At 55.5% G+C, this 600-nt stretch carries 2 pseudogenes; both read left to right on the top strand.

The window, feature by feature from the left end:
• A pseudogene (locus tag C7B65_RS28265) lies at window positions 1-364 on the top strand (IS701 family transposase); the annotation flags it as partial.
• 5 nt (window positions 365-369) lie between these two features.
• Window positions 370-600, top strand: a pseudogene (locus C7B65_RS27195) (IS701 family transposase); the annotation flags it as partial.

Genomic DNA, 600 nt, shown 5'->3' with positions numbered 1-600 from the left:
GCACGGTAAGGGCACTCCCAGTCCAGCCCAACTAGCCTGTAAGCTGCTTGCCCGCGTCCCTCAACCCCTGACCCGATGTCGAACTGTCCTGGTGCTGGCGGACACTGAGTTTGGCACGATCGAGTTTCTCAAAGCCGTCCAAAAACGGCGCTGGCGAGCCGTAGTGGGATTGCGCTGCAACCGTCGATTGGAGAGTGGCAAAACTCTCAAACACCTATATCGCACTGGCAAGCGAGGACAGCAAGTGCGGCTTCTCGGCATGAATGTCTCATTGACCATTTCCTGGTTTTGGCTGAAGCGCAGCGAGGGCAAACGAGAATTACGCTTTGTCGTGTCCACTTATCCCTACTCTGGCGTTACCTAGTGCGGTTGGGACGGCAACGATGGGCCATTGAGGGCTTCTTCAAAACCATCAAGCATCGCTTTGGACTGCATGGCTTTGGGCAGAAGACGCGGTTGGGAATTTATCGCTGGCTGCTGCTGTCCCTCATTGCTTATCTACTAGCCCATTGGATGTTTTGTCTACTTCCCGCTTGGTGTGCCCTCGATTGGGCAGAAGCCAGCGCGAAAGCGTTAGCGACACTCTTCCCTCAAGTGGGG

The organism is Phormidesmis priestleyi ULC007, from assembly GCF_003003695.1.
Classification (GTDB): Bacteria; Cyanobacteriota; Cyanobacteriia; order Leptolyngbyales; family Leptolyngbyaceae; genus Phormidesmis_A; species Phormidesmis_A priestleyi_A.
Note: the sequence above shows the minus strand (reverse complement) of the source record. Positions and strands in the feature narration are given on the sequence as shown.